We start from the raw sequence: 25,821 nt of genomic DNA, 5'->3' as shown, positions 1-25,821 counted from the left end.
ATTGCGGCGACACCCTCTCCCCAACCCTCCCCCGCAAGCGGGAGAGGGAGCGCACCGTTCACTTGGATCGCACAATCACCGCACCTGCCGGGCCGGTTCGATCAGCTCGGATCGCGGGCCGGACAGGCGCTTGTGCATGTGGACCATGAAGGCCATGCCGAAGATCGGCGTCGCCAGGTTGACGATCGGGATCGAGACGAAGGCGGCAATGAACAGGCCGGCGGTGAAGATGGTCGCAGCATTGTCGCGCCGCATCGCCTTGGCATCTTCAGGCGAGCGGAAGCGCATCGCGGCAAGCTCGAAATATTCACGGCCGAGCAGCCAGGCCGCGGCGAGAAAGAAGATCAGGAAACCCGCGCCGGCGAGAAATACCAGCGGCAACGCGGCGAGATAGACCACGATGGTGAGCAGCGCGGTCTTGATGCCTTCGAGGATGGCCTGGTTGAACGGCAGCGCCCTGCCCGGCCGTTCGGCGGGGTAACATTCGCGCTCGACCATGTCGGCGACGTCGTCGACGAAGAAGCTCGCCACCAGCGAAGTGATCGCCGGCATCAGGAATACGCTGCCGAACACGACGCCGAAACCGGCCGCAATCGAGATGATCCAGGCCAGCACCTCCAGCGACGAATGCCAGCTCGGCCCCAGCAGGCCCTCCAGCCAGACCTCGCCATAGGTGGCGAACCAGCTCAGCAGCCGCTGCAACCCGATCGCCAGCACTGATATCAGCACCAGCGCCAGCCCGATCGATCGCCACAGGATCGACCGCATCGGCGGCGACATCATTTGCGACAGCGCCTTGACGGCGGCATCCAGCATGGGAACCTCTCACGAAATCATCAGCGAGAGGTAGACACCCCGGCGCGCTTCGGCAAGGGACCTGCGTCAAGGGACCTGCGGCGTCCGCGCTACACTGTATCCAGCGCCTTGCCGCGGACGTCAGGGCCGAACAGCGCCATGGCGATCACCACGATCAGCATCGCCGCGGTGATCAGGCCGAACACGCCGGTGACGCCGGCCTGCTTCAGCATGTAGGCGACGATGAAGCCCGAGAACGTCGCGGAGAGCCGGCTCATCGAATAGACCAGGCCGGAGGCCTGGGTCCGGATCTGGGTCGGAAACACCTCGGTCTGATAGGCGTGATAGGCGTAAGACATCGTGGTGTTGCAGGCCGTCAGCAGCACGCCGCAGACGATCAGCAACGCCGGCGCGGTCAGTTGCGCGAACGCCATTCCGAACACGATGATGGCGATGCAGGCGCCGGCTATGATCCAGCGGCGCTCGAACCTGTCGGCGAAGCTCGCGGCGAGCAGCGGCGCGATCGGATAGGCGAAGGCGACGATGAAGGAATATTGCAGACTCTTGGTGACGGTGATGCCTTTCTCCACCAGCAGCGTCGGCACCCAATTGGCAAAGCCGTAGAAGCCGAAGGCCTGACAGAGGTTGAACACCATGAACAGGACGACGAGCGAAACATAGGGCGGACGGAACAGATCGGCGAAGGCGACGCGTGCGGTCGTCTGTGCCGCCGGCCGCGGGGGCGAAGCTGAGGGGCCGGGTGCCGCGCCGCCGCCTCCGGCTTCCAACGTTGCGAGAATCCGGAAGGCGTCCGCGGTGCGGCCGTGGCGCGCCAGCCAAAGCGGGCTTTCGGGCACGAACAGCCGGAGCACCCAGATGATCATGCTGGCGGCGGCGCCAATCAGCACCACCCAGCGCCAGCCCTCGACGCCGTAAGGCGCGAGCGGCACCAGCCACCAGGCAAGAAAGGCAACAACGGGCACGGCGATGAACATGATCGACTGGTTCACCGCAAAGGCGCGTCCGCGCATCCGGCTCGGCACCAGCTCGGTGATATAGGCATCGATGGTGATGATCTCGACGCCGATGCCGATGCCGGCGAGGAAGCGCCACAGCAGAAGACCTCCGGAGGAGGTCTGGCAGGCCATGATCACGGACGCGGTGGTGTAGGCGAGCAGGGCATAGGTGAAGATCGCGCGGCGGCCAAAACGGTCGGCGAGGAAGCCGAGGAAGAAGGTGCCGACGAACAGGCCGGCGAAGGTCGCGGCGACGAAGGCGCCGATGCCGGAGAAGCCGAAGAAGGCTTGCGTCGTCGTGGAGAGCAATCCGCTGCGGCTGAGGCCCGGCGCGATGTAGCCGGTCAGGAACAGATCGTACATTTCGAAACAGCCGCCGAGCGAAAGCAGGATGACGAGCTTCCAGACATGGCCCGTCGCCGGCATCGCCTCGAGCCGCCGCGAGATCTCGTCAGGTCCTGATGGTGCAGCGCCGAGCTCAAAGCCAGTGTCGATGCCGACAACGCTCATGATGTCCTCCCATGGCGCGCGGACCCGCGCGCGGTTCCCGGCGGCTCATCTCTGGGATTTTCGGTAAGCTCTGCCGGACCGCGCCATGTTGGCGGGGTGACGCCGGAAATCCAGAAGAACATATCGAAGGGAGCGTTCGAGAAACGCGAACACGGTCCTTCTTTACGTCACCCCGCAAGATTGTCGTCATGCCCGGGCTTGTCCCGGGCATCCACGTTCGTCGCGCTGCCTGGCAAGGCGTGGATGGCCGGGTCAAGCCCGGCCATGACGCCGAAGGGCTTGACCGCCCATCACCCCGCCAGCGTCGCCTGCCAGCCACCGCTGCGCACCTGTTCGGCGATCAGCGACAGCATCAAGCGGCGCATCTCTTCCATCGCGTAGGTCATCGGGCGGTTGCGCAGGCGGCAGAGATAGAGCGTGCGGGTCAATTTCGGCTCGACCACCTTGCGCGCGATCAGCCGACCGGCCGCCAGCTCCTCGCGTGCGAACAGTTTGGTGGCGATGGTGCAGCCGAGCCCCTCCACCAGCGCACCGGTCATGCCGGTGATCGAGTTGGCGTGCAGGATCGCGCCGCCCTCCAGCCGCTTGAGCAGCACGGGATCGTCGAGCAGCGCGCGGGAGGACAGGCCGAGGCCGTAGCGCAGCAGGATCAGCGGCAGCCGGCTCAGCTCCTCGAAACGGATCGGCGCCTTGCCCTTGCCGACCAGCTTGGGAATGCCGACCAGGAACATCTCCTCTTCGAGCACGGCCTCGGTGATCAGCTCCTTCTCGGACGGCGGATTGTAGACCAGCGCGAGGTCGACATTGGAGACCATCAGGTGCATCAGCGTTGCGCCCGAAAGACTCTCGGTGAGCGACAGCTTGAGTTTTGGATATTTCGTCAGCACCGTGCGCATCAGCTCGACGCCGATCGCCTTGACGCCGGAATTCGCCATGCCGATCGAGATCTCGCCGGCAATGACGCGTGCGCCCTCGCGCACCTCGGTCTCGGCCTCCGCCATCGCGCGCAGGATGATGCGGGCGTGCTCGTAGAGCCGCTCACCCGCCGCAGTCGGATCCATGCCGCGCGACTTGCGCTCGAACAGGGGCGTTGCGAACTCGGCTTCCAGGTTCGAGATATGATGACTGAGCGCGGATTGCGCGACATTCACCTGATCGGCGGCGCGCGACAGGTTCCGCTGCTCGTAGACGGCAATGAAATAGCGGAGCTGGCGCGAATCCATGGGCGGGCCAACGTTCTAGATCTGCGAAGGCATTCTTCGACAGATTATATTTTTAAGAAGGCTTGTGAAGACCTAGTCTTGGACCGAACCGACAGGGAGTGACGGATGGCTGAGACCGGATTGCCGCTCGAAGGCGTGCGCGTCGTCGAGATGACCCACATGGTCATGGGCCCGACCTGCGGCATGATCCTCGCGCAGCTAGGCGCCGAGGTGATCAAGGTCGAGCCGCCCGCCGGCGACAAAACGCGTTCCCTCGGCGGCATGGGCACCGCGTTCTTCCCGCTGTTCAACCGCGGCAAGCGCAGCGTGGTGCTGGACGTCGAGCAGCCCGACGATCGCGACACCATGCACCGGCTGCTGGAGACGGCCGATGTGTTCCTGGAGAACTTTCGCGATGGCCTGCTCGAGAAACAGGGGCTTGGCGCCGAGGAATTGCGACGTCGCCATCCGCATCTGATCATCGCCGGCCACAAGGGTTTCCTCTCCGGTCCCTATGAGCATCGTCCCGCGCTCGACGAGGTCGTGCAGATGATGTCGGGGCTGGCCGCCATGACCGGCACGAAGGAGAAGCCACAGCGCGTCGGCTCCTCCGCCAACGACATCATGGGCGGCATGTTCGGCGTGATTGCGGTTCTCGCGGCGCTCTATCAGAAGCGCGGCGGCAAGCGCGAGGGCGCGGACATCCGCATCGGCTTGTTCGAGAACTGCCTGTTCCTGGTCGCCCAGCACATGGTCGAATACGAGATGACCGGCAACAAGCCGCGCTCGATGCCGGAGCGCGAGCACGCTTGGCCGATCTACGACATTTTCGATGCCGCCGGAGAGGGTCGCATTTTCATCGGCGTGGTGACCGAGGGCCACTGGCAGGCATTCTGCCGCGAGTTCGGCTTGAACGAGTTTCTCGACGATCCCAGCTTGCGCACCACCACCGACCGCATCCTCGCGCGTCCGCGGATTCTGCCGCGCGTGGCCGGGATCATCCGGCAGTGGAACGTCGCGGAGCTGTCGCGAAAGCTGGATGCGCTCAACATTTGCTTCTCGCCGATCAACCGACCCGAGGATCTCCTGACCGATCCGCATGTGCTGCGGCCGGGCGGGCTCGTCACCAACGTCACCGCCGACGGCAAGCCGTTCCACGTGCCGACGCTGCCGATCGAGTGGAACGGTGATCATCTCGGCGAGGGCCTCAAGGTCGCGCCGCTTGGCGCCGACACCTCGGCGGTTCGCGGCGAAATCGACAGCAACGATGTCACGTCAAAAGCCGCTGGGAGGCGCGCATGAGCCGGATCGAGGCCATTTACTCTGGGGATCGCATTGCCTTGCGCGAAGTCGGCCTGCGCGACGGGCTCCAGCTCGTGAAGACATTTCCATCGACCGAAGCCAAGCAGCGCTGGCTGCGCGAGGAATACGCCACCGGTGTCAGGCATTTCGAGGTCGGCTCGTTCCTGCCGGCCAAGACCTTTCCGCAATTCGTCGACGTCCGCGATGTCATCGCGACCGTCGCAAGCCTGCCCGGCGCCCATGGCATTGCGCTGGCGCTCAACGAGCGCGGGGTCAACGAGGCGCTGGAATCAGGCGTCGGCGAGATCGCCTGGGTGGTGTCGGCGACGGAGGAGCACAGCCAGGCCAATGCGCATCGCTCGCGCGATTCGGCGATCGCCAACATCAAGCGGCTCTGCGAGCTGCGCGATGCCAGCGCCCACAAGCCGCTGGTGAACGCGGCGATCTCGATGGCGCTGGGCTGCTCGATCACCGGTGCGGTCGATCCGAAGGAGGTGCTGCGCCTCGTCGGCAAGTGCCTCGAGGCCGGCGTCGATTTTGTCGCGATCGCCGACACCGTCGGCTATGCCGGGCCGAAACAGGTGGCTGACCTGTCGCGCGCCGCGGTCAAGCTCGCAGGCAAAAAGCCGATCTGCATCCATCTGCACGACACTCGCGGCATGGGCATCGCCAACGCCGCGGCGGCGCTGGACGAAGGCGTTCGCATCCTCGACGGCTCGCTCGGCGGCCTGGGCGGCTGCCCCTTCGCCCCCGGCGCGACCGGCAATGTCGTGTTCGAGGACCTCGTGTTCCTGTGCGAGAGCAAGGGTTTTGCGACCGGCATCGATCTCGAGAGGCTGATCGCGGTGCGCAAGATCTTGCGGGAGGAGATGCCGAACGAGCAGCTCTACGGCGGCCTCGCGCGAGCCGGCTTGCCAGGCCGGGAGGCGAAGGCGGCGTAGCGTCTCCTTCGTTCTTCTCCCCTTGTGGGAGAAGGTGGCGCGAAGCGCCGGATGGGGGGTTGCCTCCGCGAGTTCAACTGAGATTGAATTCGCGAAGAGATACCCCTCACCCGTCTCGCCGCTGTGCGGCGAGCCACCCTCTCCCACAAGGGGCCCACAAGGGGAGAGGGAAAACGCAGCACTCCACTAGCGCAAGCTACCCGTGGCGATGCTCGTGCTTCCGCGCGAGCTACGTAGCTTCCTCACAGCCGCGTCGCGCGCAGCCGCAGCGCGTTGCCGACCACGCTCACCGAGGACAGCGCCATCGCCGCTGCCGCGATGATCGGCGACAGCAGCAGGCCGAAGGCCGGATAGAGGATCCCGGCGGCGATCGGAATGCCGGCGGCATTGTAGATGAAGGCGAAGAACAGGTTTTGCCTGATATTGCTCATCGTCGCCTGCGACAGTCTTCGCGCCCGCACGATGCCGGTGAGATCGCCCTTCAGGAGCGTGACGCCGGCACTTTCCATCGCCACGTCAGTGCCGGTGCCCATGGCGATGCCGACCTCCGCCGCCGCCAGCGCCGGCGCGTCGTTGACGCCGTCGCCGGCCATCGCGACGCTGCGGCCGGCCTTCTGCAGTTTGGCCACCACCGCGCTCTTCTGGTCCGGCAGCACCTCGGCCTCGATATCGGCAATGCCGAGCCGGCGGGCCACCGCTTCGGCCGTGGTTCTGTTATCGCCGGTCAACATGAGCACCTTGATGCCCTCAGTGGCGAGCGCCTTCAGCGCCTCCGGGGTCGAAGCCTTGACCGGATCGGCGATGGCGAACAGGCCGGCAAGTCTGCCGTCGATCGCCATGTTGATGACGGTCGCGCCGTCGCCGCGCAGGCCTTCGGCCTCGCTGTCGAGCGGCTTGGTGTCGATGCCAATCGACGTCAGATATTTCGCGTTGCCGAGCACGATGGTCTTGCCGTCGATCTTTCCGGTCGCGCCCTTGCCCGTCGGCGAATCGAACTGTTCGACCTGGCCCAGCGCAAGCTGCTTCTCCTTTGCGGCGCGCACGATGGCGTCGGCGAGCGGATGCTCGCTGGCGCGCTCGACGCTGGCTGCAAGCCGCAGGATGTCGTCTTCGGCGAAGCCGGAGGCCGGCACGATCGCGACCACCTTGGGCTTGCCTTCGGTGAGCGTGCCTGTCTTGTCGACCACCAGCGTGTCGATCTTCTCCATCCGCTCCAGCGCCTCGGCGTTCTTGATCAGGACGCCGGCCTGCGCGCCGCGGCCGACGCCGACCATGATCGACATCGGGGTTGCCAGGCCCAGTGCGCAGGGGCAGGCGATGATCAGCACGCTGACGGCGGCGACGAGACCGAAGGCCAGCCGCGGCTCCGGTCCGAACCAGGCCCAGGCAGCGAAGGCCGCGATGGCGACGGCAATCACTGACGGCACGAACCAGCCGGCGACCTGATCGGCCAACCGCTGGATCGGCGCGCGCGAGCGCTGCGCGTCCGCCACCATCTGCACGATCTGCGACAGCAGCGTCTCGCGCCCGACCTTGTCGGCGCGCATGATGAAGCTGCCCGACTGATTGAGCGTTCCGGCGATGATGTTTGCGTCGACCTCCTTTGTCACCGGCATGGATTCGCCAGTGACGAGCGATTCATCGAGCGAGGAGCGGCCCTCGAGAATCACGCCGTCGACCGGCACCTTCTCGCCGGGACGAACCCGCAGGCGGTCGCCGGCATGGAGCGTGTCGATTTCGACCTCGTGCTCGCTACCATCGGCGTCGACGCGGCGCGCGGTTTTCGGCGCGAGCTGCAGCAGCGCCTTGATCGCGCCAGAGGTCGCATCGCGGGCGCGCAGCTCCAGCACCTGGCCGAGCAGCACCAGCACGGTGATCACGGCGGCGGCCTCGAAATAGACTGCGACCGCGCCCTCATGGCCGCGGAAAGTGGTGGGGAAAATCGGCGGCGCGATGGTGCCGATCAGGCTGTAGACATAGGCGACGCCGGTACCCATCGCGATCAGCGTGAACATGTTGAGGTTGCGCGTCAGCAGCGACTGCCAGCCGCGGACGAAGAACGGCCAGCCGGCCCACAGCACCACGGGCGTTGCGAACACGAGCTGAATCCAGTTCGACAAGGTTGGGTCGATCCAGTTGTGCGGCCCGGCGAGGTGGCCGCCCATCTCCAGCACGACAGGGGGCAGCGCCAGGGCGCCGCCAATCCAGAAGCGCCGCGTCATGTCGGCGAGCTCCGGATTCGGTCCCGTCTCCAGGCTCGCAACCTCCGGCTCCAGCGCCATGCCGCAGATCGGGCAGCTGCCGGGTCCGACCTGGCGAATCTGCGGATGCATCGGGCAGGTGTAGATCGTGCCCGCCGGCATTTCGGGCTCGGGTGTTTTTTCCTTGGCGAGATACTTGGCGGGATCGGCGGCGAATTTGGTGCGGCAGCCGGCCGAGCAGAAATGGAAGGTCTCGCCATGATGCTCGAAGCGATGCTTCGAGGTCGCGGGATCGACCGTCATGCCGCAGACGGGATCGAGAACCTTTGTCGCGGCGGCGTCATGGCCGTGATCATGGCCGGAATGGCCGCCGCAGCATGAGGGGGTCGTAGGCGCGGGAGGGGCCGCCGCCTTGCTGGAACACCCGCATCCGCCGTGCGTCTGTCCGTTATGATCGTGATCCGCGTCGCTCATTTCCATGCTCCGGCCTTGTACTCGGTCTTGCAACCTATACCCGGTAGGGGTATATAGGCCTCATGCGCAAGGACATCAAGGCATCCGTCGGAAAACGTCTCGGCCGGATCGAGGGCCAGGTTCGCGGCCTGTCGAAAATGGTAGAGGAAGACCGCTACTGCATCGACATCGTGACACAGATCTCGGCGGTGCGCGCTGCGCTCCGCCGGGTCGAGGAAGAGATCCTGAAGGACCACGTCGCCCATTGCGTGGAGCACGCGATCGCGAGCGGCGACAAGGCCGATCAGCGCGAGAAGATCGCGGAGCTGATGGCGGTGATCGGGCGGGCGGAGCGGTAGACTTTCACCGCCGCCGCGATAGCGGAGCTTATGCAGCTCTCTCGCGCGAGCGCCCACGGCGTCTCGGACGATACGCGGCGATCCTCTGGAGCAGAGGAAACCGCGCGGAAACTTCGACGGCGCTCACTTGCTCAGCCGAAGCCTGCGCTTCTTCGTCAATCGCTTCAGGAACGAGCGGCGGCGCACGGACCGTTTCTGGAAACACACCGAATGAGCCCGCCACCTCCTCGAGCGGCTTTTGCTTGTCGGCCCAGTGCAAGGTCGTGTAGTCGAAGCCATGCACGATGGTGGGTTTGACCACTTCGAAATAGGGCGAGATATCGAAGTCGCGGGGCATGTAGAGCGAGGAATCGCGGATGTGCAGGATCTCGCGGCGGGCGGCGCGGCTGCCGGCCTTGGTGATCTTCGGCAGGATCGGATAGCGCACGGCATCGAAGGCCTGCGCGATCAGCGCCGAGCAGATGATCTTGGTCGGATCGCCCGAGCCGAGCGCGATCATGCGCCGCCGCCAGCGCTGCGGCACCGGCAGCGGGAACAGGAAGCGCATCAGATCGATGATGTTCTTGGTGTCGTAGCCGAAGCCGATGCGGTTGATCGCATAGCGGCAGACCGTGGTGCGGTCCTCGTAGGACAGCCCGACCGGCCGGCAGAGGCGGGTGTGATAGGGGAAATATTTCGACAGCGGCGCGGAGGTGACGCCTTCGCCGATATTGGCCTCGATCAGCACATGCGGCTCGCCGTCGGGCTCGACCGCGCCCTCGACAGGGCCGACATAGAGCGCGGCATGCGACCAGGTCGACTGCGTCAGATATTTGATGATGCCGGAGATGCGGTTGTTGCCCTCGACCAGCATGACGTCGCCGGGCTGGATCACGCCGCGCAGGTGTTCGGGGTCGCTCGGCGTGAACGGCTCGTAACCCGGCACCTCCTTCGAGAGGTACGCGGCAATTACTTTGCCGACTGAATCTAGGACCGTCCCCATGAACTCTCCCCGGGCCTTTCTGGCCGTCTTTTTTCCATCTGTATCATGGTCGAAACCTGTTGCAATTCGGTTCATGGCTCTGTGAGTTCAAGCACGATTGATTCACCATGATGGTTGCTGCGCAACATCAGATGCGGCAAGGTTCGCCGGCTGTTCCCGTTGGCCGCAAGTTTCCGGAAACCATGACATGACAATGACGCGCCGCAGTTTCCTATCTGCGTCGGCGGCCTTTGCTGCAGCGCCGATCCTGCGCGCAACGGCCGCGCCGCTGCCGCGCGAGGCTGACATTGTGGTGATCGGTGCGGGTGTGGCCGGCATCGCTGCGGCGCGGCGTATCATGGCCGCCAATCGCAAGGTGATCGTGGTGGAAGCGGCCGCGCAGGTCGGCGGGCGCTGCATCACTGATACCTCCACCTTCGATGTGCCGTTCGATCGCGGCGCGCGCTGGATGCACAATCCCGATACCAATCCGATGATCCGGCTGGCGCGCAGCGCCGGGCTCGATGTCTCTCCGGCACCCTCGGGTCAGAAGATGCGCATCGGTCGCCGCAATGCGCGTGCGGGCGAGACCGAGGAGTTTCTGGCGGCGCTGGTGCGCGCCAACAGGGCCATCGACGAGGCCGCGCGCGGCAAGCTCGATACCTCCTGCGCCTCAGTCCTGCCGAAAGACCTCGGTGATTGGGCTGGCGCCGCCGAATTCGTGCTCGGCGCGAGCTTTGCCGGCAAGGACCTGAAGGAGCTGTCGGCCATCGACAAGGCGCGCGCGCAGGACCGCAATGCCCCGATCGCCTGCCGCCAGGGTCTCGGCACGCTGATCACCAGGCTTGGCGAGCAGGCGCCGGTCGCGCTCGCGACACCGGCGAACCGGATTCTCTGGAGCAATCGCGAAGTCAGCGTGGAGACGCAGGCCGGCAAGATCGTCGCGCGCGCCGCCATCATCACGGTCTCGACCAATGTGCTCAACAGTGGCGCGATCAAGTTTGCGCCCGACATCCCCAAGCGCACGCTGGATGCGGCCTCCAAGCTCACGCTCGGCAGCTACGATCACATCGTGCTGCAATTGCCGGGCAATCCGTTCGGGCTGTCGCGTGACGACATCCTGATCGAGCAGAGCAACTCCACCCGCACCGCGCTGATGCTCGCCAATATCGGCGGATCCTCGCTGTGTTCGATCGACGTCGGCGGCTCGTTCGGCCGCGATCTCTCCGAGCAGGGCGAGAAGGCGATGGCGGCCTTTGCCAGGGAGTGGATCACAAAACTGTTCGGCAGCGAGGCGGCTGCCGCCGTGCAGAAGACGGCCGCGACGCGCTGGAACGCCTCGCCCTACGTGATGGGCGCGATGTCGGCGGCCTCGCCCGGCGGCCAGCTCTCGCGCAGGATATTGTCCGAGCCGATCGGCAACATGTTTCTTGCCGGCGAAGCCACTCATGAGTCATTGTGGGGCACGGTCGACGGCGCCTGGGACAGCGGCGAGCGCGCCGCCGATGCCGCGCTACGCAAGATCGGTGCGCTGAAGCAGGAGCCGGCCGACGTGCCGACGCAATCGACCAAGAAGCGACGCGCGCCGCGGCGGCCTTAAAGCCGGACTATCGCAAAATCCTATCCAGCACCGGCAGCCCGGTGATCACCGCGATTGCGATCAGGGCGTAGCAGATCCTTCGGAAGACGATTTCGCTGGCGCGGCCGAACAGCGAGGCGCCGAAGGCGACCCCGATCGCATAGACCGGGCCGACGATCAGTGACAGCACGAGCGACTCGCGCGAGATCAGGCCTGTGGTCGCGTAGCTGACCATCGAGAAGCAATCCGACGCACCGAAGAACAGCAGGATGTTGGCACGGGCGACGATCGAGGCGATGGGGCGGCCGAGCCAATAGCCGACGATCGGTGGCCCGCCAGTCTGCGCCAACCCGCTGCAAAAGCCGGAGAGGCCGCCGATGCCGACCGAAAGCCAAATGTGGTCCTTGCCGCGGTAGCGCCAGCCGGACAGCAGCAGAAGCAGGAGCGCTGCGACGAAACCGGAAATGATCCAGCGCGTGGTGACGGGCTCGAGCACGCTGAGGAAATAGGTGCCGAGGGGTACACCGACCAGCGCGCCGAGCACGATCACCGCCGTCGCCTTGCGATCGGCCTTCCGCCACGCATCGGGCAAAAGCGGCGCGGCGGCAACGAAATCGATGACGAGAAGCAGCGCGGCAACGAGACGAGGCGCCGCGACGCTGCTCGCCAGCGGCATGAAGATCAGCGCCGAACCGAAGCCGGAAAAGCCGCGCGCGGTGCCCGAAACGAAAGCGATGGCGCAGAGCGCCAGCGCGATGGTGAGACTGACGTCCTTGGGAAGGAAGTCCGTAAAGCTCATCCCCGCAGCGCGCCGCCGGTCTTCTTCGTCACCTCCGCCACGATCTTCGCGGCGACGGCGTCGATCTCCTGATCGGTCAGAGTCTTCTCGCGGGGCTGCAGCGTGACCGCGACCGCGACCGACTTCTTGCCGTCGTCGATGCCTTTGCCTTCGTAGACGTCAAAGACGTTCACGCCGGTGATCAGCTTCTTGTCGACGCCCTGCGCCGCGCGCACGATGTCTCCCGCCTTCACGGCACGATCGACGATGAAGGCGAAGTCGCGCGAGACGGGCTGGAATGCCGAGAGCTCGATCAGCGGCTTGGCGCGGGTCGGCTTCTTCTTCGCCTCGGGAATGCGGTCGAGCGTCACCTCGAACACGACAAGCGGGCCGTCGGCGCCGAGCGCCTCCAGCGCGCGCGGATGCATCTCGCCGAAATACCCGAGCACGTTCTGTGGCCCGATCTGGATCGTGCCGGAGCGACCCGGATGCAGCCATGCCGGTCCACCGGCGACGATCTGCAGCGCCTGCATCGGCGCGCCGGCCGCAGCCAGTACCGCGAGCGCGTCGGCCTTGACGTCGAACACATCGGCCTGATCAGAGCCCGACCAATGCCGTCCCACGCCTTCCGACGATGCAAGCCCGCGACGCACGCCGCTCGCGGCCATGAACTGGTCCTGTGGGCGATCGCCCCTGAACACCTGCCCGACCTCGAACAGCACGACATCGCCATAGCCGCGATCGGCATTGGCCTGGGCGGCGGCGACCAGTCCAGGCAACAGGCTCGGCCGCATATCGGAGAGGTCAGCCGCGATCGGGTTGGCCACTTCGAGCTCGCGTTGGCCGCCGCCGAACAGCTTTGCCGCAGAGTTGGTGATGAACGACCACGTCACTGCCTCGACCATGCCACGGCTCGCGAGCGCGCGCCTTGCACGGCGGGTGCGAAGCTGCAGCGGCGTCAGCACCGGTTTGCGCGCGTCCTCGCCGCGCTCGAACGGCGTCATCGGCACCTTGTCGACGCCATAGATGCGGACGATCTCCTCGACGATGTCGGCCTTGCCATGCACGTCGGTGCGCCATGAGGGTACCGCGACTTTCACGATCGGGCCGGAGCCCGCCATCATGAAGCCGAGATGGGTCAGGATCCGCTTCATCTCCGGCATCGGCACTTCGATGCCTGAGAGGCGCTTCACCTCGGTGACAGGGAAATCGATGATGCGGTCATCGCCGAAGGCCTTGCCGACCACGACGTTCTCCGACGGCGCGCCGCCGCACAGCTCCATCACGAGCTTCGTGGCGAGCTCGAGCCCGGGCACCATGAAGGCCGGATCGACGCCGCGCTCGAAGCGGTAGCGCGCATCGGAGTTGATCCCGAGCTTGCGGCCGGTCTGGGCGATGTTGATCTCGTTCCACAGCGCCGATTCGATCAGCACGTCGGTGGTGTTCTCGTCGCAGCCCGAGGCCTCGCCGCCCATGATGCCGGCGAGCGATTCGACGCCGTGCTCATCGGCGATGACGCAGATGGAGGGATCGAGATTGTAGGTGCGGCCATCGAGCGCGAGCAGGCTCTCGCCCTCGCGGCCGCGTCGCACGACCAGATTGCCCTTCACCTTCCTGGCGTCGAACACGTGCAGCGGGCGCGCGCGGTCGTAGGTCATGAAGTTGGTGATGTCGACCAGCGCATTGATCGGGCGCAGCCCGATCGCGGTCAGCCGCTTCTGCAGCCATTCCGGGGACGGTCCGTTCTTGACGCCGCGCACGAGGCGCAGCGCGAAGCCCGGACACAGCGTGGCGTCCTCGACCGTGACCTTCACGGGGCAGGGGAATTCGCCCTTGATCTGCTTGATGCCGGGATCCCGGAACTTGCCCATATCGGCGGCGGCGAGGTCACGCGCGATGCCGTGCACGCCGGTGCAGTCCTGCCGGTTCGGCGTCAAATTGATTTCGATCACGGGATCGCCGAGCCCGGCCCATTCGGCGTAAGCAGCGCCGATGGGCGCGTCCGCCGGCAATTCCATGATGCCGTCATGATCGTTGGAGATCTGCAGCTCGGCCGCCGAGCACAGCATGCCGCGGCTCTCGACACCGCGGATGGTGCCGATTCCGAGCGTGATGTCCTTGCCGGGAATGTAGGTGCCGGGGGGCGAGAACACGCTGACGAGGCCCGCGCGCGCATTCGGCGCCCCGCACACGACCTGCACCGGCGCAGCCCCGGCGCCGGTGTCGACCATGCAGACGCGCAGGCGATCCGCATTCGGATGCTGCTCGGCCGAGATCACCTTCGCGATGGTGAAGGGCTTCAGCGCCTTCGCCTTGTCCTCGATGTTCTCGACCTCGAGCCCGATCATGGTGAGCTTGTCGGCGAGCTTTTCCAAGGGCTCGTCGGTGTCGAGATGATCCTTCAGCCAGGAGAGGGTGAATTTCATGGCTGTGTGCCTCGGCTCTTGTCGGTTGAATTGCTTTGGTCGGTGTTCGTGTTCCCTCCCCCCTTGTGGGGGAGGGTCAGGGAGGGGGGTGAGCCGCGGGCTGCAGCGGAAGCGGCGTGGCGAATCGCCTCAACGACTCCCTCGAGATTCGACATCACCTGCTCATTGGTGAAACGCACAACTTGAAAACCCTCAGCAGCAAAGAATGCGTCGCGGTGCTGATCTGCCTTTTGTCGCTCTTCAAAGTCGTGCGACTCGCCATCAAGCTCGATAATGAGCTTCGAGGAAAAGCAGACGAAGTCGGCAACGTAGTTTCCGATCGGTGTTTGGCGACGGATGCCAAGACCGTCAATTCGATTGGCCTTCAGATAGCGCCACAGCAGTGTTTCAGCGCGCGTCATCGTCCGGCGAAGTTGCTTCGCCCGGCTGCGCTGACCTGCGCTCACAACTGCGTGCGGCATCCGCGGCTACCCCCCTCCCTGACCCTCCCCCACAAGGGGGGAGGGAACGGAGAGAGTCTTTGCGGGCTTACATTCTCGTTCGACGGTCACGCGCTCAGCCCTCCCGCCAGCGTCGGCACCTCCAGCGGCTTGAAGCCGTAATGGTTCAGCCAGCGGACGTCGCTGTCGAACAGCTGGCGGAGGTCGGCGATGCCGTATTTCAGCATGGCGATGCGGTCGATGCCCATGCCCCAGGCAAAGCCCTGGTACTCGTCGGGATCGATGCCGCAGGCGCGCAACACGTTCGGATGCACCATGCCGCAGCCGAGAATCTCCAGCCAGTCCTCGCCTTCGCCGAAGCGGATCTCGCCCTTGTCGCGGCGGCACTGGATGTCGACTTCCAGCGATGGCTCGGTGAACGGGAAGAACGACGGGCGGAAGCGCATGTTGATGTGGTCGACCTCGAAGAACGCCTTGCAGAACTCGTGCAGGATCCATTTGAGGTGGCCGAGATGCGAATGCTTGTCGATGACGAGGCCTTCGACCTGGTGGAATTGCGGCGTGTGGGTCGCATCCGAATCGATGCGGTAGGTGCGGCCCGGGCAGATCACGCGGATCGGCGGCTTCTGGCTCAGCATGGTGCGCACCTGCACCGGCGAGGTGTGGGTTCGCAGCAGCATGCGCGAGCCGTCCTGCTTCGGATGGAAGAAGAACGTGTCGTGCATCTCGCGCGCCGGATGGCCTTCCGGGAAATTGAGCTTGGTGAAGTTGTAGTCGTCGGTCTCGATGTCGGGGCCTTCCGCGACCGAGAATCCCATGTCGGCGAAGATCGTGGTCAGCTCGTCCCAGACCTGGCTCAGCGGATGGATGCGGCCGGCCTCGGCTTGCGCATCGCGTAGCGGCAGGGTGACGTCGACCGTTTCGGACGCGAGCCGCGCATCGAGCGCCGCGGACTTCAGCACGTCGCGGCGTGCGGCGAGCGCTTCGGTGACCTTGTCCTTGGCCTGGTTGATCGCCGCGCCTTGGGTCTTGCGTTCGTCGGGCGACATCTTGCCCAGCGTGGCGAGCAGCGCCGAGATCGAGCCCTTCTTGCCGAGGGCTGCGACGCGCACCGCTTCGAGCGCGGCTTCATCGCCGGCGGCGGCGATCTGGTCGAGGATGGATGTTTCGAGCGTTGCGAGGTCGGACACAGTCAAATCCTTAGCTCCAAATTCGGCTGGGTTGTCGCCGCCGGAAGGGCGTAACGTCAAGCAAAAAGCCGGTCATTTCAGGCTCTGAACGGCTGGATTGAACCTCGCGCGGGGGCTCGGCACCAAGACAGGATACGAGGAGACCGTTGCGATGCTGTCGAAATGCTGTCTGGCCGTCCTGGCCGTTGTCCTGTCGGTTGCCGGCACCCCGGCGCGTGCCATGGTCTGCATGGACACATCCATGACGCTGGACGAGGTCGCGGACACCATCAGCAGCCAGAAGAGCTGCGAAAATGCGATGAAGGTCTTCAGGGATTGCGAGCTGACCGCGAGCGGCGACGTCGACCTCGGCGCCGCCGTCGAAAAGAAGTGCGAAGCCGATTTCAAGCCTGGCCTCAACGCATCGCAGAACCAGGCCTACAAGCGCGAGATGCACGCATGCGACATCAAGTACCGGAACAAGTCCGGCACCATGTATCTCTCGTTCACGGCATTCTGCCGGGCGGAGGTCGCCCAGCGTTACTCTGAGCGCGCGCTGAAGGCTGCGGGCCAGACGGCCCGCTAGCACAAGCCTCGGGCTGCGAGCGCGGCCGCTTAGGCGGCCAGCGCGGCCTTGGCCTTCTCGGCGATCGCCTGGAACGAGGCGGGCTCGTGGATCGCGAGATCCGACAGCACCTTGCGGTCCACGGTGATACCCGACTTGGCGAGACCGTCGATAAATCGGCTGTAGGTCAGGCCGAACGGACGGACCGCGGCGTTGAGACGCTGGATCCACAGCGCGCGGAAGGTGCGCTTCTTACGCTTGCGGTCACGGAAGGCGTATTGCTGGGCCTTCTCCACGGCCGGCTTGGCGGTGCGGATGGTGTTCTTGCGGCGGCCGTAGAAGCCCTTGGCGGCCTTGTAGACTTTCTTGTGCTTGGCGTGGGCGGTCACACCGCGTTTGACGCGAGACATGACAAAAATCCTTCGAAAGATGACTTAGGTTTCGGATTGCCGCGCGTTGCGCGGCAGAGATGGCAACGATCCTCGACGTCCTTGGACGCGATCAGGCGTTCGGCAAGAAGTACTTCTTGACGTTGTCGCCGTCGGTCTTGAACAGCACCGCGGTCCCGCGCAGCTGACGGATCTGCTTCTTCGTCCGCTTGATCATGCCGTGACGCTTGCCGCGATGGGCGAACATCACTTTGCCGGTGGCAGTCACCTTGAAGCGCTTTTTAGCGCCCGATTTGGTCTTCAGCTTGGGCATTTGGCTCTCCTCATGGCCACAGAATTCCGCCCGCGAAGGCGGCATGGCCGTCAAAAATGCTCGTTAGAGCGTTGATTGTGCTCAGGTTTTGCGAACAAGCGCGAAACCCGCACGAGACACCGCCACGGCAGCCCGTAAATCAGCCGGGCGATGAAGACCGGGCTTATGACAGAGGACGGGCCAGAAGGCAACGATGAACCGGTGGAACCCGGCCGCCGACTATTGGGGGTTGCCACCTCATCGTTCACGCCGTCCCGTCCGGAGCAGGACCAAAATGGCCCATTTTTACCAATCGATTTTGTCTGGTTTGACTCGTCCACGCCATCTCGCGCTGTTCGCCGTGCTCGCCGCGGCCGCTGTCCCGTCGGCTGCCGATGCCCGCATCGGCGGCTATGACGGCGTCTGGAATGTCACCTTCGCCACCACCCGCGGCGTCTGCAGCTCGGGCTACAGCGTCCCCTTCACCGTCACAGGTAGCCGGGTCTCGTCCGCCGGCGGCGGCCGGGTATCCGGCACGGTCAATCGCGGCGGGGCCGTTGCCGTGCAGGTTTCGGTCGGCGCCTCCCACGCCAGCGGCGGCGGCCGGCTCGGTGGCGCAGCGGGCGCCGGCTCATGGAGGGGCGTCATCTCCGGCGACCAATGCAGCGGCACCTGGCAGGCGACGCGAACCTGAAAGCACAAACGGCCCGCCGGATGATCCGGACGGGCCGTTAAAACCTCAGCTGAAATCAGCCGGTGTCAGCGCGGCGCCAGCACCATGACGACCTGACGGCCCTCGAACCGGGCGTCCTGCTCGACCTTGGCGAGCTCGGCGACGTCGGTCTTGATCTTGTCCAGCAGCTTGGTGCCGATCTCCTGGTGCGCCATTTCGCGACCGCGATAGCGCAGGGTGATCTTCACCTTGTCGCCCTCTTCGAAGAACCGCAGCATCGCGCGCATCTTCACGTCGTAATCGTGGTCGTCGATCATCGGGCGGAGCTTGATCTCCTTGATCTCGACGGTCTTCTGCCGCTTGCGGGCTTCGGCGGCTTTCTTCTGCGCGGAATACTTATACTTCCCGTAGTCCATGATCTTGCAGACGGGAGGGCTGGTATTCGGCGAAATCTCGACGAGATCCATGCCAGCTTCCTGAGCCATCTTGATGGCGAGCATCGTCTCGACGGTGCCTTTGTTCTCACCGGCGGCGTCGATCAGCTGGATCTGCGCGTTGCGAATATCATCATTGATGCGCGGCCCGTCTTTGGCGGCAGGGGCCGGGGCTCTATTGGGACGGCGAATGGGTGGTTCTCCAAAGTTGTGAAGGGAAGCGGCTATTTTGAAGGAAGATACTGATGCCGGCAAGCAAGTCGCCCGTGCGAGAAGCGAAAAACCCTCAAATGCGAGGCATTTTGGCCACGCTTTTCGGCACGGTGCTCGACATAGACACCTTGCCCCCGTTCCGCAAGCGTCCCAAAGGGGCAATACCGAGATAGGGTTGCCCCGCGGGACATGTCCCGAGACCTCAAACCCCACAGCCAGAGTAAACGTTCCATGACCGCAGCAATTCCTGATGCCGTGCTCGACTTCATCGATGTTGGCGAGGGCTCGTCCGCGCGCCGGATCGCCGTGCGTCATCGCGCTGGCGAAGGCCCCGGTCTCGTCTGGCTCGGCGGCTTCAAATCGGACATGCAGGGCGGCAAGGCGGTGGCGCTGGATGGCTGGGCCGCAGAGCACGGCCGCGCCGTGGTCCGGTTCGATTATTCCGGCCATGGCGAATCCAGCGGCGATTTCGCTGACGGAACCATCGGGAGCTGGCTGGAGGACAGCGTCGCGGTGTTCGAGCGCTTCTGCACCGGTCCGCAAATCCTGATCGGCTCCTCCATGGGCGGCTGGATGGCGCTGCTGCTCGCGCGTGAGATCAAGAAGCGTACGGGAAAAGCCTCGCTCGCAGGTCTCGTGCTGATTGCGCCGGCGCCCGACTTCACGGAAGAGCTGATGTGGAAGAATTTCTCGCCCGCGGTGAAGAAGGAGATCGAGGCCAAGGGCTTCTGGCTCAGACCATCCGAATATGGCGACGGCACGCCCTATCCGATCACGCGCCGGCTGATCGAGGAGGGCCGCAACCATCTCGTGCTCGGCAGCGCCATCGATCTCGGCTGCCCCGTCCGCATCCTGCAGGGCGCGCAGGATCCTGACGTGCCGTGGCAGCACGCCTTCGCACTGACGCATCGTTTGCCGGCCGACGATGTCGTGCTCACCATGATCCAGGACGGCGATCACCGCCTGTCCCGGCCGCAGGACATCGCGCGCATTCTTGCCGCGGTGGCGGAGATCGGGTGAGGTGGCGCACAAATTGCGGAGTGGCTCTCTCCGCACGTCATTCCGGGGCGCCACTCGGCGCGAGCCCGGAATCCATTTCGCCACCGTCCTTGGTGGCCGATGGATTCCGGGCTCACGCTGCGCGTGCCCCGGAATGAGGACAAGCTACCGCTTCGACGGATTCGCCATCGGCTTGCGCTGCGCCAGTGCGGCGACCGTCGCGGTGCCGATCGGGCCCTGCTCGTCGTAGAGCCAGCATTCGCCGATGGCGACGCCGTCGGTGGCCTGGTGGTTCACCACCTCGAAGCCAATCCAGTTCGTCACCGGTAGACGGTGCAGATAGATCGTGACGTCGCTGTTGATGTAGCCGAGCCCGTTGTCGCCTGCGTTGGCGAAGGGACTCGCGAAATCGGCACCGACAGCGACGTGCACGAACGGTGTCATCGGCACATCAGCAACGAGCTCGCGCACCTCGCTCATCCACAGCCGGCGTGGACCGAGCGAGCCCATATGGCCGACGATCGGCCGCGTCGTCCATTTGCCGTTCATGCCGAGCTGGGGATCGGTGGGCTTTGGAATGTCTGACGGCTTCGGCACGTCCCAGTTCGGCGGCGACCAGACATTGCCATCAGGGTTTTGCGTCTTGCGCAACAACTGGCACGAGGCGCGCGCCATCCCGACGCCGCCGGAGAGGAACTCCGCTTCCACCACGCGAATGCGCAGACCGTCGCGCACCAGCCGCGTCGTCACGTGAATCGGCTTGTCGATGGTCGGCAGTCGAAACATGTCGACGGTCAATCGCGCCGGCACGAATTCAGGGCCGGAATGGCGCTCCTCGATGGCGAAGCCGAGCAGGCCGACAATGACGCGTCCGTGCAGCGATTTCGGATCCCAGGGACCGTTGGCAACTTCCGTCGGATGGAATGTGTCGCCGTCGCGGATGAAGAAGGGCATGTTTGTCATGCGCGCGACTTTGCGGGAACGAGTGGGGAAATCAAGGGCGCCGACAGCGGTGGTTAGGAAGCGGTGCGCCATTCCTCACGCACGCTCTCGTCAGACTCGCCGTCCAACGCAGCGCTCTGCAAAACCGCAAACTCACCCCGTTCCACCAACTGACCCAACGCCCACACGGCAGCTCCACGCACCAGCGGGCTCGCATCCTCGAGCAATCGCCGCGCCTCCTGCGCCAGCGCTGCATCACCCGAGTTGCCGATCGCGATCAGCACGTTCCGTAAAAAGCGATCACGCCCGATCCGCTTCACGGGCGATTTCGTGAACAGCGCGCGAAATGCGGCATCGTCGAGCCGCGAAAGCTCCGCGAGATCAGGCGCCCGCAGTTCATCACGCGCGGCGAGCTTGGCCTCGCGGCCCTCCTGCGCAAACTTGTTCCAGGGGCACGCCGCAAGACAATCATCGCAGCCATAGATCCGGTTGCCGATGGCTTTGCGAAACTCGTGCGGGATCGGCCCCTTGTTCTCGATGGTCAGATACGAGATGCAGCGCCGCGCATCGAGCTTGTAAGCAGCAGGGAATGCCGCGGTCGGGCAGATGTCGAGACAGGCCCGGCACGAGCCGCAATGATCGATCTCGGCGGAATCGCGCGGCAGATCGAGCGTGGTGTAGATCGCGCCGAGAAACAGCCATGAGCCGAACTCGCGCGAGACCAGATTGGTGTGCTTGCCTTGCCAGCCCAGATGCGCCGCTTGTGCGAGCGGCTTCTCCATCACCGCGGCGGTGTCGACGAACACTTTCACGTCCGATGGCGCGGTCGCGACCAGCCAGCGTGCCAGCGCCTTCAATCGCTTCTTGATGAGGTCGTGATAGTCGTCGCCCTGCGCATAGACCGAGATCGCCGCGCGCGTGCGCTGCTGCAGGATCGCGAGTGGATCCTGATCAGGGCCATAGTTGACGCCGAGCATGATGACGCTGCGCACGTCCTGCCAAAGCCCGCGCGGATCGACGCGTCGTTCCGGCTGGTTCGCGAGCCAGTCCATGTCGCCATGGCCGCCCGATGCGATGAATTCGAGGAAATGCGCTCCGGCCTTTTCGATCGTGCCAGGCTCGGTGATGCCGATGCAGTCGAATCCGAGCGCGCGCGCCTGCTCGTCGAGCGCAGCGCGCAGTCGGTCCTTGTCTGTATCGGCTCTGTTCAAGAATGCATCCACGTTCGACGTCGTCATGGCGGGGCTCGTCCCGGCCATCCACGTTCTTGTTTAGCAGTCATGGAAACAGAAAGTACGTGGATGCCCGGGACGAGCCCGGGCATGACGGCACGGGCTAGAAATCCAGGTCCACATAGGTCCGCGATGCCGGCACGCCGGCCAGCCATTCGCTCAGCAGCGGACGGAACGACGGACGGGATTTCACCCGCGCGTACCACGCCTTTGCTGCGTCGTCCTCGCTCCATGGCACGTCGCCGAGATAATCGATCGCCGAGAGATGCGCCGCGGCGGCGAGATCCGCGTAAGTGAGCCGGTCGCCGGCGAGGAAGTTACGGGTCTGCGCCAGCCAGCCGATATAGGCGAGATGATAGCGCACATTGGCTTTGGCCGCGCGCATCACGTCGGCCGAAGGCGGGCCGCCGCCATTTTCCTCGCTCATGAAACGCTTGTAGATGCGCTCGGTGACAAGCGGATGCGAGACTTCCTCGAAGAATTTTTCGTTGAACCACGCCATCAGCCGGCGCACCTCAACGCGCTCGGCGATCGTCTCGGGCATCAGGCGCTTGGGGCCCATCCCGGCGCCATAGGCTTCGTCGATATACTCCGCGATGATGGCCCCGCCCGGGACAGGCGGCTGTTCGTCGTCCACCAAAACCGGCGTCGCGCCAGCCGCATTGAGCAGCAGAAACGCCTCGCGGCGTTCCCAGCTGCGCTCCTCGATCAGCTTCAGTTCGAGCCCGTATTCGCCCGCAATCAGGCGGATGAAGCGCGAATGCGGACAGAACGGATGATGAAACAGGGTAAACATGAATCCTTTGACTATTTGATGATGCTTAAGAATCCATCAATGTTTGTGCGGCGCCACACTAGTTCCTCAAAACCACGAAGCAAGGCGTGATGGCGCATTTTTGCGATTGCGGCATGGGGGCGAATAGGCGAGAAGAGCCCCGCTTTTCCAGCGGAAATGGACCGTAAATATGTCAGATACAATACGGGCAGTGATCCTCGGCATCATCGAGGGTGTGACCGAGTTCCTTCCCGTTTCCTCGACCGGCCACCTCCTGCTTGCGGAGCGCTTCTTCGGCCTGGGCGAGGGCGCGTTCTGGGATTCGTTTACGGTTCTGATCCAGTTGGGTGCGATCCTTGCGATCGTCGGGCTCTATTTCAGGAAGCTCTGGGATGTCGTGATCGGCTTCTTCACGGGCGACACCTATTCGCGCCGTTTCGTGATCGGCGTGCTGGTGGCGTTCCTGCCCGCTGTCGTCGTCGGCCTCATCGCCGGCAAATATATCAAGAGCATGCTGTTCAATCCGTGGGTCGTCTGCTTCACGCTGATCGTCGGCGGCGCCATCCTGCTCTGGGTCGACAGGCTCGATCTCAAGCCGCGCGAGCATGACGCCACCAAGTTTCCGCTGCTGATGTATCTCTATATCGGCATCGCTCAGTGCGTGGCGATGATCCCGGGCGTGTCGCGCTCCGGTGCCAGCATCGTCGCCGCGATGCTGCTGGGCGCCGACAAGCGGGCGGCGGCGGAGTTCTCCTTCTTCCTCGCCATTCCCACCATGATTGGCGCGTTCGCCTACGACTTCTACAAGAGCCGCTCCGAGATGACGATGGACCACATGGGCATCGTCGCGATCGGCTTCGTGGTGTCGTTCATCACCGCGATCATCGTCGTGAAGTCGTTCCTGCAATACGTCACCCGCCACGGCTTCGTGGTGTTCGCCTGGTGGCGCGTCATCATCGGCACGCTCGGCCTGATCGCGCTGGCGCTGGGACGTTAACTTCTCGCAAACTCACCGATCCGCCTCAACGTAATATCAGCTTTTCGCCGCTAGGCAGTTCCTGGAGCGGGGTCGCCTGCGGGCAGGAGCTGAATGATGACGACAGTCAGCGGCTGGGGGCGCTTCCCGCTCGTCGCGTGCGAAATGCTGCGGCCGCGCTCGTTCGAGGGCGTGGCAGAGGCTGTCGTCGCCGGCTCGGTGGCTCGGGGCAATGGCCGCGCCTATGGCGATGCCGCGATAGGCGCTACCAGGACCATCGCCATGACCGCGTTCGACCGGATCAGGTCGTTCGATCCGGCGACCGGGCGTATCCGCGTTGAGGCCGGCGTGCTGCTGTCGGACCTGATCGACACCTTCGGCCCGCGCGGGTTCCTGCCATCAGTGGTGCCGGGCACGCGCTTCGTCTCGGTCGGCGGGGCCATTGCCGCCGACGTGCATGGCAAGAACCATCACGGCGAGGGCGGTTTTGGCCGCTATGTCGACAGCATCCTGCTGCGAACGGGCGCCGGCGAGACCATCGAAGCCTCGCGCGAGCAGAATTCCGATGCCTTCTTCGCAACCGTTGGCGGCATGGGTCTCACCGGCGTGATCCTCGAGGCGACGATGCGGCTGCGCCGGGTCGAGACCGGGTGGATCCGCGAGCGGGTGATTTCCGCGTCCGACCTCGATGCCGCGATGCGCGCGCTCGAGGCGGGTGACTCCGCGACCTATTCGGTCGCATGGATCGACTGCGTGGCGCGTGGGCGCGATCTGGGCCGCTCGCTGATCTATCTCGGCGAGCACGCGCGCGCCGGCGAGCTTGCCCAAGGCGCCGGTCGATTCCCCGTCGGCAAAGATCCGGGCATTGCTGTGCCGATCGACCTGCCGTCGACGACACTGAACCGCACCAGCATCCGCGCCTTCAATGAACTTTATTATCGCATGGGCGCAAGGCGTGCTGGCGGCGAGCGTGTGGTCTCGCTCTATCCGTATTTCTTTCCGCTCGACAGCGTCGCGGACTGGAATCGCATCTACGGTAAGCGCGGCTTCCTGCAGCATCAATGCGTGATTCCGGAAGTCCGCGCCCGCGAGGTTCTCGGCGAAATCCTCGAGCGCGTCTCGAAGCGGGGAGATGCGTCTTTCCTGGCGGTGCTGAAGAAGCTCAGTCATGGCGACGGTCTGCTGTCTTTTCCGCTGCCCGGCTACACGCTGGCGCTGGATTTCCCTGTCAAAGGTGACATCCTGATTTTCCTGGACGAGATCGATCGTCTGGTCGTCGCCGCTGGCGGTCGGATTTATCTCGCCAAGGACGCGCGACAATCGCGCGCGACATTCCAGGCGAGCTATCCCGCGCTGTCGCGCTTCAACGCAATCCGCAAAGCGCTCGATCCCGCCTGCAACATCCGCTCCAAACTTTCACAACGCCTGTTCGATGAGGTCTAGGCCGTGACATCACGCAAGTCCGTTCTGGTGCTCGGTGGCTCCTCCGATATCGGCCGCGCCGCGGCGCGCGCCTTTGCCAAGGCGGGTTACGACGTCGCCCTCGCCGGCCGCGACGTCGCCGCGCTGGAGCCCGATGCCGCCGATCTGCGGGCGCGCTATGCGATCGAAGCGAGCACGCAGAAATTCGATGTGCTCGACACCGCGTCATTCGATGGCTTTGTCGCTGGCCTTCCCACGCTGCCTGATGTCGTGATCTCGATCGTCGGCCTTCTCGGTAAGCAGCAAGACGCCGAGAGTGATCTCGCCCATGCCACCACGATCATGCGCTCGAACTACGAGGGGCCGTCGCTCATCCTCGGCCTGTTCGCGGAGAAATTCTTAGGTCGCGGCAGTGGCACTGTTGTCGGCGTGTCGTCGGTGGCCGGCGATCGCGGCCGCGCCTCGAACTATGTCTACGGCTCGGCGAAAGCAGGTTTCAGCGCTTTCTTGTCGGGCCTGCGCGCCCGCGCCAGCCGCGGCGGCGTGCATGTCGTCACCGTGAAACCCGGCTTCGTCCGCACGAAAATGACCGAGGGCATGAAGCTGATCGGGCCGCTGACAGTCGAAGCGCCTGTCGTCGGCGATGCGATTTTGAATGCCGTCGAGAAGAAGACCGACGTTGTCTACGTCAGCGGCAAATGGCGCCTCGTGATGCTGATCATCAAGACGCTGCCCGAGGCGGTGTTCAAGAAGCTGAAGTTTTGAGATTTCGCCGCG

Annotated in this window: 25 protein-coding genes; 10 read left to right on the top strand and 15 right to left on the bottom strand. The window is 64.7% G+C overall.

Features of this window, described 5'->3' with window-relative positions:
* Positions 1 to 75: 75 nt before the first annotated feature.
* From BM374_RS05065 to BM374_RS05055, 3 genes are all read right to left on the bottom strand, one after another.
* Positions 76 to 816, bottom strand: coding sequence for a sulfate transporter family protein (locus tag BM374_RS05065; protein ID WP_092289531.1), 741 nt, complete (start codon positions 814 to 816; stop codon positions 76 to 78).
* An 89-nt stretch (positions 817 to 905) separates the two neighbouring features.
* A complete protein-coding gene (locus BM374_RS05060) occupies positions 906 to 2,321 on the bottom strand; it encodes an MFS transporter (protein WP_092289529.1) in 1,416 nt (471 codons plus the stop codon).
* Between the two features lie 290 nt (positions 2,322 to 2,611).
* Positions 2,612 to 3,544 (bottom strand): LysR family transcriptional regulator, encoded by a 933-nt coding sequence (locus BM374_RS05055; RefSeq protein ID WP_092289526.1) that lies wholly within the window; start codon positions 3,542 to 3,544, stop codon positions 2,612 to 2,614.
* A 105-nt stretch (positions 3,545 to 3,649) separates the two neighbouring features.
* On the opposite strand from BM374_RS05055, the gene BM374_RS05050 reads away from it, so the two are divergent.
* Together BM374_RS05050 and BM374_RS05045 are read left to right on the top strand one after the other, a co-directional pair.
* Positions 3,650 to 4,825: a CoA transferase gene (locus BM374_RS05050; RefSeq protein ID WP_092289524.1), complete on the top strand. Its 1,176-nt coding sequence runs from the start codon at positions 3,650 to 3,652 to the stop codon at positions 4,823 to 4,825.
* Positions 4,822 to 5,766, top strand: a complete 945-nt coding sequence (locus BM374_RS05045) for a hydroxymethylglutaryl-CoA lyase (protein WP_092289521.1) — start codon at positions 4,822 to 4,824, stop codon at positions 5,764 to 5,766. The genes BM374_RS05050 and BM374_RS05045 overlap by 4 nt, the downstream gene beginning before the upstream one ends.
* 242 nt (positions 5,767 to 6,008) lie before the next feature.
* Here BM374_RS05045 and BM374_RS05040 read toward each other — a convergent pair whose 3' ends face one another.
* Entirely contained in the window at positions 6,009 to 8,441 is a 2,433-nt protein-coding gene (locus BM374_RS05040) for a heavy metal translocating P-type ATPase (protein ID WP_177248096.1), read from the bottom strand.
* A gap of 62 nt (positions 8,442 to 8,503) precedes the next feature.
* Here BM374_RS05040 and BM374_RS05035 point away from each other — a divergent pair, with 62 nt between their 5' ends.
* The gene (locus BM374_RS05035) at positions 8,504 to 8,779 is read left to right on the top strand and encodes a metal-sensitive transcriptional regulator (RefSeq protein ID WP_024338640.1); all 276 of its coding nucleotides are present in this window, start codon (positions 8,504 to 8,506) and stop codon (positions 8,777 to 8,779) included.
* Between the two features lie 28 nt (positions 8,780 to 8,807).
* Here the strand turns inward: BM374_RS05035 and BM374_RS05030 are convergent, their stop codons facing one another.
* The gene (locus tag BM374_RS05030; protein ID WP_092289516.1) at positions 8,808 to 9,761 is read right to left on the bottom strand and encodes a YiiX/YebB-like N1pC/P60 family cysteine hydrolase; all 954 of its coding nucleotides are present in this window, start codon (positions 9,759 to 9,761) and stop codon (positions 8,808 to 8,810) included.
* Positions 9,762 to 9,948: 187 nt separating this feature from the next.
* Between BM374_RS05030 and BM374_RS05025 the strand changes: the two genes are divergently transcribed.
* Positions 9,949 to 11,340 carry a flavin monoamine oxidase family protein gene (locus tag BM374_RS05025; RefSeq protein WP_092289514.1) on the top strand — a complete coding sequence of 464 codons (1,392 nt, stop codon included), beginning with the start codon at positions 9,949 to 9,951 and terminating at the stop codon, positions 11,338 to 11,340.
* A 7-nt stretch (positions 11,341 to 11,347) separates the two neighbouring features.
* On the opposite strand, the gene BM374_RS05020 is transcribed toward BM374_RS05025, so the two are convergent.
* The 4 genes from BM374_RS05020 to pheS all read right to left on the bottom strand — a co-directional run bounded on the left by BM374_RS05020 (position 11,348) and on the right by pheS (position 16,153).
* On the bottom strand, positions 11,348 to 12,118 hold the full coding sequence (locus BM374_RS05020) for a sulfite exporter TauE/SafE family protein (RefSeq protein ID WP_092289512.1): 771 nt from the start codon (positions 12,116 to 12,118) through the stop codon (positions 11,348 to 11,350).
* Entirely contained in the window at positions 12,115 to 14,523 is a 2,409-nt protein-coding gene (pheT, locus tag BM374_RS05015) for a phenylalanine--tRNA ligase subunit beta (protein ID WP_092289510.1), read from the bottom strand. The genes BM374_RS05020 and pheT overlap by 4 nt, the downstream gene beginning before the upstream one ends.
* The gene (locus tag BM374_RS05010; RefSeq protein ID WP_092289508.1) at positions 14,520 to 14,984 is read right to left on the bottom strand and encodes an endonuclease domain-containing protein; all 465 of its coding nucleotides are present in this window, start codon (positions 14,982 to 14,984) and stop codon (positions 14,520 to 14,522) included. Before BM374_RS05010 ends, pheT begins: the two co-directional genes overlap by 4 nt.
* Before the next feature lie 86 nt (positions 14,985 to 15,070).
* Positions 15,071 to 16,153, bottom strand: a complete 1,083-nt coding sequence (gene pheS, locus BM374_RS05005) for a phenylalanine--tRNA ligase subunit alpha (protein WP_092289506.1) — start codon at positions 16,151 to 16,153, stop codon at positions 15,071 to 15,073.
* Positions 16,154 to 16,304: 151 nt separating this feature from the next.
* On the opposite strand from pheS, the gene BM374_RS05000 reads away from it, so the two are divergent.
* Positions 16,305 to 16,718 (top strand): hypothetical protein, encoded by a 414-nt coding sequence (locus BM374_RS05000; RefSeq protein WP_092290242.1) that lies wholly within the window; start codon positions 16,305 to 16,307, stop codon positions 16,716 to 16,718.
* A 29-nt stretch (positions 16,719 to 16,747) separates the two neighbouring features.
* On the opposite strand, the gene rplT is transcribed toward BM374_RS05000, so the two are convergent.
* A complete protein-coding gene (gene rplT / locus BM374_RS04995; protein WP_092289504.1) occupies positions 16,748 to 17,107 on the bottom strand; it encodes a 50S ribosomal protein L20 in 360 nt (119 codons plus the stop codon).
* 91 nt (positions 17,108 to 17,198) lie between these two features.
* The gene (rpmI, locus tag BM374_RS04990) at positions 17,199 to 17,399 is read right to left on the bottom strand and encodes a 50S ribosomal protein L35 (RefSeq protein ID WP_008143958.1); all 201 of its coding nucleotides are present in this window, start codon (positions 17,397 to 17,399) and stop codon (positions 17,199 to 17,201) included.
* 274 nt (positions 17,400 to 17,673) lie between these two features.
* Here rpmI and BM374_RS04985 point away from each other — a divergent pair, with 274 nt between their 5' ends.
* On the top strand, positions 17,674 to 18,072 hold the full coding sequence (locus tag BM374_RS04985; RefSeq protein ID WP_177248095.1) for a hypothetical protein: 399 nt from the start codon (positions 17,674 to 17,676) through the stop codon (positions 18,070 to 18,072).
* Between the two features lie 65 nt (positions 18,073 to 18,137).
* Here the strand turns inward: BM374_RS04985 and infC are convergent, their stop codons facing one another.
* Positions 18,138 to 18,677, bottom strand: a complete 540-nt coding sequence (gene infC / locus BM374_RS04980; protein WP_092290241.1) for a translation initiation factor IF-3 — start codon at positions 18,675 to 18,677, stop codon at positions 18,138 to 18,140.
* Positions 18,678 to 18,929: 252 nt separating this feature from the next.
* Here infC and BM374_RS04975 point away from each other — a divergent pair, with 252 nt between their 5' ends.
* Entirely contained in the window at positions 18,930 to 19,718 is a 789-nt protein-coding gene (locus BM374_RS04975; protein ID WP_092289500.1) for an alpha/beta hydrolase, read from the top strand.
* A gap of 144 nt (positions 19,719 to 19,862) precedes the next feature.
* On the opposite strand, the gene BM374_RS04970 is transcribed toward BM374_RS04975, so the two are convergent.
* The 3 genes from BM374_RS04970 to BM374_RS04960 form a co-directional block, all read right to left on the bottom strand.
* The gene (locus BM374_RS04970) at positions 19,863 to 20,660 is read right to left on the bottom strand and encodes an acyl-CoA thioesterase domain-containing protein (RefSeq protein ID WP_092289497.1); all 798 of its coding nucleotides are present in this window, start codon (positions 20,658 to 20,660) and stop codon (positions 19,863 to 19,865) included.
* 53 nt (positions 20,661 to 20,713) lie between these two features.
* Complete coding sequence (gene queG, locus BM374_RS04965) at positions 20,714 to 21,877, bottom strand: tRNA epoxyqueuosine(34) reductase QueG (protein WP_177248094.1); 1,164 nt, start codon at positions 21,875 to 21,877, stop codon at positions 20,714 to 20,716.
* 97 nt (positions 21,878 to 21,974) lie between these two features.
* Positions 21,975 to 22,667, bottom strand: coding sequence for a glutathione S-transferase family protein (locus BM374_RS04960; RefSeq protein WP_092289493.1), 693 nt, complete (start codon positions 22,665 to 22,667; stop codon positions 21,975 to 21,977).
* A gap of 169 nt (positions 22,668 to 22,836) precedes the next feature.
* Here BM374_RS04960 and BM374_RS04955 point away from each other — a divergent pair, with 169 nt between their 5' ends.
* The 3 genes from BM374_RS04955 (at position 22,837) to BM374_RS04945 (ending at position 25,809) form a co-directional block, all read left to right on the top strand.
* Positions 22,837 to 23,643: an undecaprenyl-diphosphate phosphatase gene (locus BM374_RS04955; RefSeq protein ID WP_092289491.1), complete on the top strand. Its 807-nt coding sequence runs from the start codon at positions 22,837 to 22,839 to the stop codon at positions 23,641 to 23,643.
* A gap of 96 nt (positions 23,644 to 23,739) precedes the next feature.
* Positions 23,740 to 25,065: an FAD-binding oxidoreductase gene (locus tag BM374_RS04950; protein WP_092290240.1), complete on the top strand. Its 1,326-nt coding sequence runs from the start codon at positions 23,740 to 23,742 to the stop codon at positions 25,063 to 25,065.
* A gap of 3 nt (positions 25,066 to 25,068) precedes the next feature.
* A complete protein-coding gene (locus BM374_RS04945; protein WP_092289489.1) occupies positions 25,069 to 25,809 on the top strand; it encodes an SDR family oxidoreductase in 741 nt (246 codons plus the stop codon).
* Positions 25,810 to 25,821 lie beyond the last annotated feature (12 nt).

It is taken from the genome of Bradyrhizobium sp. Ghvi (genome assembly GCF_900115265.1).
Classification (GTDB): domain Bacteria; phylum Pseudomonadota; class Alphaproteobacteria; order Rhizobiales; family Xanthobacteraceae; genus Bradyrhizobium.
Note: the sequence above shows the minus strand (reverse complement) of the source record. Positions and strands in the feature narration are given on the sequence as shown.